The following is a 6,408-nucleotide window of genomic DNA, read 5'->3' on the forward strand; positions in this document are numbered from 1 at the left end:
CACCAGCTTGCGTTCCATCATGCAATATAAATGCCACAACGTGTGACCCCACCCCCCCGGATTTACCCTAGACCCCCGGACCTCTGGCACCTGCCCCTGGGCGCGGGGCGCCGCATGGCCTACCGCGTGCTGGGGCGGCCCGACGCCGCGCCCTGGCTGGTGCTGCACGGCGGCCCGGGCAGCGGCGGCAACCCGGGTTTGTGGCAGCCGTTCGACCTGTCGCGCCAGCGGGTGGTGGTGCCCGACCAGCGCGGCAGCGGCCGCTCGACCCCGCGCGGCGACACCCGCGGCCACACGCTGGACGCCCTGGTGCGTGACCTGGAAACCCTGCGCCGGCACCTGCGGGTGGAGCGCTGGCGCGTGCTGGGGGGGTCGTGGGGCGCGACACTGGCGGTGCACTACGCCGCGCAGCACCCCGACGCGGTGGAGCGGCTGGTGCTGCGGGGCGCGTTCGACGCCCGCCCGCGCACGGTGCAGCGCCTGTTCCTGCGCTTCGGGTCCCCGCAGTGGGGGCCGCGCGGCCAGTGGGGCAGCCGGCCGGTGTTGCACCGGCTGTCACAACTGCTCCAGGCTGGAACACTGGGTGTGACACAACAACGCGCCCTGACACACTGGCACCGGCTGGAACTGGCGGCCGCCTGGCACGGCGTGCGGCGGGCGCAGCGCCACGCGCCGGCCGGGCCATTGCGGGTGGCGCTGCAGGCACACCGCCGCGGCTTGCAGCGCGCGGCCCGCCGGGCCAGTGGCCTGCCCTTGCCGCCCCGCGTCTTGCAGGCCGCCTGGCAAAAATTCCGGGTACAGGCGCACGTGCTGGCACGGGGTGGCGGCTGGCGCGCCGGGTCCTGGTCGGCGCAGGTGGCCCGCATCGCCCGCGCCGGCATCCCCTGCGACTGGGTGCACGGCCGCTGCGACACGGTGTGCGCGCCCCAGACCAGCCTGGACGCCTGGCAGTGGCAGAACCGGCTGCGCCCCGGCGTGGCACGGCTGCACCCGACCCACGCGGGCCACCTGGGCACCGACCCGGACAACGCCCGCGCCCTGCGCAACTGTGTGAGCCGGCCCACGCCGGCGGTGGCATGACGCCCCACCACCGCACCGGCTGGCGTGCCGTGAACGCAGCCTGGTTCGCTGGCTGGCTGGCCTGGGCGATGACCGGCCTGGCCCAGGCCACATCACCCACACCACCGAACGACTGTGCCCATGCGCCGCCGCTGCGGCCCGTGGCCCCGGGGGTATGGGTGTGGGAAGGCCAGGTGGCCGAGGTGGCCCCCTCGAACGGGGGACATGTGGTCAGCAACGTGGTGCTGGCCCACCCCACGCGGCCGTCAGAGGCGCCGGTGACGGTGCTGGACCCCGGTCCCAGCCACCGCCACGGGCTGGCCTTGGACCGGGCGGTGCGCTGTCAGTTGGGCGCGCCGGTGGCGCGGGTCATCCACAGCCACGGCCACGCCGAAAACGTGCTGGGCAGCAGCGCGTTCGCGGCCGCGGCCCTGCTGGCCACCGACACGACCCGCGCCACCATGGCCCAGCGCTGCCCCGACTGCCTGGCACACCTGACGCACACCGCCGGGCCCGAGGCGCTGGCCGGCACCCGCATCGTGCTGCCCACCCAGCCGCTGGTGGCGCCACACACCCTGCGGCTGACCGACCGCGTGTGGCACACCCTGGAATGGCGCAACGCCCACACCCAGAGCGACCTGGTGCTGTGGCAGCCCGACACCCGCGTGCTGCTGGCCGCGGGGCTGGTGTACCCGGAACGCCTGCCGGAACTGGCCCAGGGCACGGTCCAAGGCTGGCTGGCCGCGCTGGACGGGCTGGCCGCGTTACGCCCCCGGGTGGTGGTGGGCCAGCAGGTGGGCGGCGCACTGGCGCTGCACCGCACCCGCCAGTACCTGTGCGACCTGACGCGGGCGGTCTGGTCGGCCATGGACAGTGGTGCCTCGGCCAGCGACGCCGAAGCCTTGGCCCTGCCCGCCTACGCCCACTGGGTGGGCTACGCCGAGCGTCAGGGCTTCAACGCACAGCGGGCCTGGCGCGAACTGGAGCCGTGGTGGATCGAAGGCCGCCGGCCCCGCTGTTCAGGCCCAGACGTCGGGCGGTAGCAGGTCTTTCTTGCGGTAGATGGTGTTGCGCGACACACCCAGCGCCTTGGCCGCCGCCGACACGTTGCCACGGCAACGGCGCAGGGCATCGGCCATGGCCTGCAGGGTCATGTCTTCCAGCTTGTGGGCGTCGGGCCGGGCCGGAGCTGCCGCCAGGGGGGGCGCCGGCTGGCCAACCATCGGGACGCTCGGGAACGGGGGCAGGCCCGTGGCCATGGTCGGCGGCATCGCCTGGGCGACCAGGGACGGCACCTCGGCCACGGCCACACCGGCCGCAGCCGGTGCCAACGCCTCGTCCATCACCTCGTCCAGAAAATCGTCGGGCAGGTGCGACACCTCGATCCGCCCCTCGCAGCCCACCATGGCCACCGCGGTGCGCATCAGGTTGTGCAACTGGCGGAAATTGCCGGGCCAGGGGTAGCGCTTGAACAGCGCCATCACCTCGGGCGCAATGTCGATCTGGTTGCCCCGTTCGCACAGGCTGGCCAGGATCTTGCGCGCCACCACCTCGAAATCGGTGCGGTTGCGCAGCGCCGGCAGCCGCACCACCAGGCCGTTGAGGCGGTAGTACAGGTCTTCGCGGAACTGGCCGCGTGCGATCAGTTCTTTGAGGTTGCGGTTCGTGGCGCAGATGATGGTCAGGTCGACCTCGTACTCCTTGTTGGAGCCGAGCGGGTTGACGCGGCGCTCCTGCAGCACGCGCAGCAGCCGCGCCTGCAACTGGGTCGGCATGTCGCCGATTTCGTCGAGGAACAGCGTGCCGCCGTTGGCCTGCTGGATCTTGCCCAGCGAGCCCTTGCGCCGGGCGCCGGTGAAGGCGCCCTCCTCGTAGCCGAACAGCTCCGACTCGATCAGGGTTTCCGGGATCGAGGCGCAGTTCACCGACACGAACGGCCGCTCCGCGCGTTCGCTGTCGTTGTGGATGGCCTGGGCCAGGATGTCTTTGCCAGTGCCGGTTTCGCCCAGGATCATGATCGGGATGTCGCGCCCCTGCACCAGCTGCAGCTTGCGCAGCACGGCCGACACCTGGGGGTCGCCGGTGTCCAAGTAGTGCAGGCCCGACAGTCCGGCGCGGGCCGCCAGCCGGCCCACCGGGGTCGAGGGCACAGACGTCGCCGCCCCGACCACGCCAGGCTTTTCCCAGCGCCGCGGGGTGCCGCGCACCTCTTCCACCTCGGACACCGGCGGGGCCGCCACCGCGGGCATGGCGGGCATCAGCCACTGGTTCACCTGGCGCAGGCGCGCCTGGCACCACACCGACACGCCATTGTGCAGGCACAGCAACACCGGTTTGCCGGCGGAGCCGCGCAGGCGGTCGAAAAACTGCGAGATCGCTTGGCCGAACAACGAGGAAAAGGTGTGCGCCCGCAGGCTGTTGACCGAATGCCCCAGCTGGAACTGCGCGCTGCGGTTGGCCGACAGAAAACGGCCGTCCTGGCTGAACACCACGATGCCTTCGACCAGGGTGCCCAGGAACTCGGGCCGCGAGTGGAAATGGATGCGCACCGCGTCGGGGAACACGTTGCCGAACATCTGGTTCTCGATCATCTGCGCCGACATGCGCACCAGCGCCATGGTGTGGTGGTGGTAGCTGCGCTCGTCGCCGGTCACGTCCAGCGCCCCCACCACCTTGCCGTGCGGATCGAAAATGGGCGTGCAGGAACAGGCCAGGAACTGGTTGGCGAACAGGTAGTGGTCGCGCCCGTGGACGACGATGGGTTGCTCTTCGGCCAGCGCGGTGCCCACTGCGTTGGTGCCTTTGCTCTTTTCCGACCAGTCCACCCCCGGCATCAGCGCCACCTGGGCGGCCTTCTCCAGAAAGTCGCTGTCGCCCAGCGAATGCAGGATCAGCCCGCTGCTATCGGTCAGCGCCACCATGCTGTGGGTGTTGGCGATCTGCTCGTACAGGGTCTCCATCACCGGCGCGGCGTGCTGGTACAAAAAGCGGTTGGCCTCCAGCGCCTCGTGAAAAGCGGTCTTGGGCAGTCCGCTGAAGTCGGGGCGGTCGGTCGTGTCCAGCCCGAAACCGCGGCTGCGCAGGTGGGCTTCGCCTATCACCGCCTGGTGTTTCGGGTTGCTGGGCAGGTACGCCACCCCACCCGGACCGGGGTCGGCCAGCATCTGGGACTGCGTCGAAGGCATGTGATCGTCTCCTGTGGGCCCGGGCAACCACCCCCAGTCGCCGGCCACTGCTGCATCGAATCCGCCATCGGGGGCTGTGGCCCCGCCACGTGGCGGTTCGTTGGTGTCGTTTACATGCGTCATATTGTCGTTTTGTTCGTGTGGGCGAACAAGCCATGCAAAGACTTCGCCAGTGCAGGAAAACCCTCGATTTCGCGCAATTGCCCCCGCCTGGTACACCCACCCCCACCGACACCGTGCCCGGCGGCCCCAAAGTGTTCCACATTGCAACATCGCGTTGCCTGCCGGAGCACCGGCGTGACACTGCCGGGCGCAAAGCGGCCGGTGCCCAGGGGTCGGCGGCGGTGGCACGCATATTGCCGTGTCCCTGGCCATACCAAACCAGGAGACCTCCGACCATGCAAACCACACGCACCTTCCGCCCCGCCCTGCGCCGCGCCGCCACCGCACTGACCCTGGCCCTGGCCGCCAGCGGGGTGTGGGCCCACGGCGACGTCGTGCCCCAAGCCGTGGACACCAGCAGCCTGCCGCAACTGGGCCCCAAGTGGCTGGAAAGCAACCCCTACAGCAGCGGCCCCGCGCAGAAAGAGGCGCTGCGCATCGGCACCTCGGCCTACAACCAGAACTGCGCCCGCTGCCACGGGCTGGAGGCGATCTCGGGTGGCATCGCGCCGGACCTGCGCAAGTTCGACGCCGATTGCACCGACCTGGCCGACGCCGCCAAGAAGGACGCCTGCTTCAAGGAAATGGACGACTTCTACATGGCCACCGTGCGCCGGGGCCGCACCCGCGACGGCCGCGTCTACATGCCCCCGTTTGAAGGCACACTGAGCCAGGAAGCGATCTGGGCCATCCGGACCTACCTGGAAACCCGCCGCACCAACGAATGACCCCCCGGGGCTTCAGGCCCCTGGGCGCCACCACAGGCGCCCGCGCATTGCCACAACGACAAAGGAGACACGCATGACCCGCCCCCCCCTGTTCGACGCGCCCCCTCACACCGCCCTGTCGCGCCGCCGCCTGCTGGCTGCCGTGCCCGCGGCCCTGGCCACCGGCTGGCTGCCGGCCCACGCCACCGAACTGCAGGACCTGGACAAGGTCCGCGCCAGCGGCACCCTGAAGGTGGCCGTTTACAAGGACAACGCCCCCTACTCCGGCGGCCCCGGCAACGACGTGCAAGGCCTGGACGTGAGCCTGGCGCGCGGCCTGGCGCGCGAACTCAACCTGCAGCTCAGCCTGCTGCCCTTCGACGCGGGCGAGAAGATGAACGACGACCTGCGCAACATGGTCTGGCGCGGGCACTACCTGGGCTACGGCCCGGCCGACGTGATGCTGCACGTGCCGGTGGACAAGTACCTGATGGCGCAAAACCGCCAGACGCTGATCTTCGCCCCCTACGCGCGCGAGGTGCTGACGGTGTTCCACCGGCTCGACCGGCTGTCGGGCATCCGCAGCGGCGACGACCTGCACAACCAGACCCTGGGCGCCGAGCGCGGCAGCGGTGCGGCCAGCATCCTCATGGGCTACCGCGGCGGCATGCTGCGCGACCAAGTGCGCATTTACCCCAGCGGCACCGAGGCGGCGCAAGCCGTGCTCCAGGGCGAGGTGACCGCCGCCTACGTGACCCGGGCCCAGGCCGAAGCGGCGATGTTTGCCGCGCGGGTGGACCGCACGCCCTACGGCCTGACCGAGCTGGGCCTGCCCGGCCTGGCCGACAACGGCTGGCCGATCGGCATGGCGGTCAAAAGCGAGCACAAGGCCCTGGCCCTGGCGCTGGAGGCCGCGTTGCAGCGCCTGCGCGACAAGGGCGAGCTGCTGGCCATGTTCCGCGAACACGGCCTGACCATGGTCGCCCCCTGAGTCATCCGGCGGGGCTCAGCCCCCGCCGCGCTGCATGTAGAGGTCGAAGCGCTTCATGAAGGTGAAGCGCGCCTCGGCCGTCAGGCCGTGAAAGTCGAAGCGCACCTCCAGCCGGGGCATGCGCATCAGGGCGATGACCCGGGGCGGCAGCACCGCCCAGCGCAGGTGCAGGCCGCCGTCCCCCAGCGTCACCCGGGCCTCGCTCGGCCCCAGCGTCCACGGGTGTGGCCCCACGGCCTCGGGCAACCACCCCAGCCATTCCTGGGGGGTGCAACCCATGTCGCGCACAAACGATTCGGCGTAG

General features: G+C 70.9%; 6 protein-coding genes. 4 read left to right on the top strand and 2 right to left on the bottom strand.

Annotated features, from left to right (window positions below; genetic code table 11):
* Positions 1 to 42: 42 nt before the first annotated feature.
* Together HA630_RS07535 and HA630_RS07540 are read left to right on the top strand one after the other, a co-directional pair.
* Positions 43 to 1,080: an alpha/beta fold hydrolase gene (locus tag HA630_RS07535; protein ID WP_166833811.1), complete on the top strand. Its 1,038-nt coding sequence runs from the start codon at positions 43 to 45 to the stop codon at positions 1,078 to 1,080.
* Positions 1,077 to 2,102, top strand: coding sequence for a hypothetical protein (locus HA630_RS07540; RefSeq protein WP_166833813.1), 1,026 nt, complete (start codon positions 1,077 to 1,079; stop codon positions 2,100 to 2,102). The genes HA630_RS07535 and HA630_RS07540 overlap by 4 nt, the downstream gene beginning before the upstream one ends.
* On the opposite strand, the gene HA630_RS07545 is transcribed toward HA630_RS07540, so the two are convergent.
* Positions 2,079 to 4,223 (bottom strand): sigma-54-dependent Fis family transcriptional regulator, encoded by a 2,145-nt coding sequence (locus tag HA630_RS07545; RefSeq protein ID WP_166833827.1) that lies wholly within the window; start codon positions 4,221 to 4,223, stop codon positions 2,079 to 2,081. The genes HA630_RS07540 and HA630_RS07545 overlap by 24 nt on opposite strands.
* A gap of 419 nt (positions 4,224 to 4,642) precedes the next feature.
* Between HA630_RS07545 and pedF the strand changes: the two genes are divergently transcribed.
* Together pedF and HA630_RS07555 are read left to right on the top strand one after the other, a co-directional pair.
* The gene (gene pedF / locus HA630_RS07550) at positions 4,643 to 5,134 is read left to right on the top strand and encodes a cytochrome c-550 PedF (RefSeq protein ID WP_166833815.1); all 492 of its coding nucleotides are present in this window, start codon (positions 4,643 to 4,645) and stop codon (positions 5,132 to 5,134) included.
* Between the two features lie 73 nt (positions 5,135 to 5,207).
* Positions 5,208 to 6,104: an ABC transporter substrate-binding protein gene (locus HA630_RS07555; RefSeq protein ID WP_166833817.1), complete on the top strand. Its 897-nt coding sequence runs from the start codon at positions 5,208 to 5,210 to the stop codon at positions 6,102 to 6,104.
* A gap of 15 nt (positions 6,105 to 6,119) precedes the next feature.
* On the opposite strand, the gene HA630_RS07560 is transcribed toward HA630_RS07555, so the two are convergent.
* A partial coding sequence (locus HA630_RS07560; RefSeq protein WP_166833819.1) for a hypothetical protein occupies positions 6,120 to 6,408 on the bottom strand: 289 nt, incomplete at its 5' end.

This window comes from Aquabacterium sp. A08, assembly GCF_011742065.1.

Excerpts from the sequence above, each read along its gene's own strand:
- HA630_RS07540 (WP_166833813.1), top strand. The coding sequence starts at position 1,077 with ATGACGCCCCACCACCGCACCGGCTGGCGTGCCGTGAACGCAGCCTGG.
- HA630_RS07545 (WP_166833827.1), bottom strand. The coding sequence starts at position 4,223 with ATGCTGGCCGACCCCGGTCCGGGTGGGGTGGCGTACCTGCCCAGCAAC.
- pedF (WP_166833815.1), top strand. The coding sequence starts at position 4,643 with ATGCAAACCACACGCACCTTCCGCCCCGCCCTGCGCCGCGCCGCCACC.
- HA630_RS07555 (WP_166833817.1), top strand. The coding sequence starts at position 5,208 with ATGACCCGCCCCCCCCTGTTCGACGCGCCCCCTCACACCGCCCTGTCG.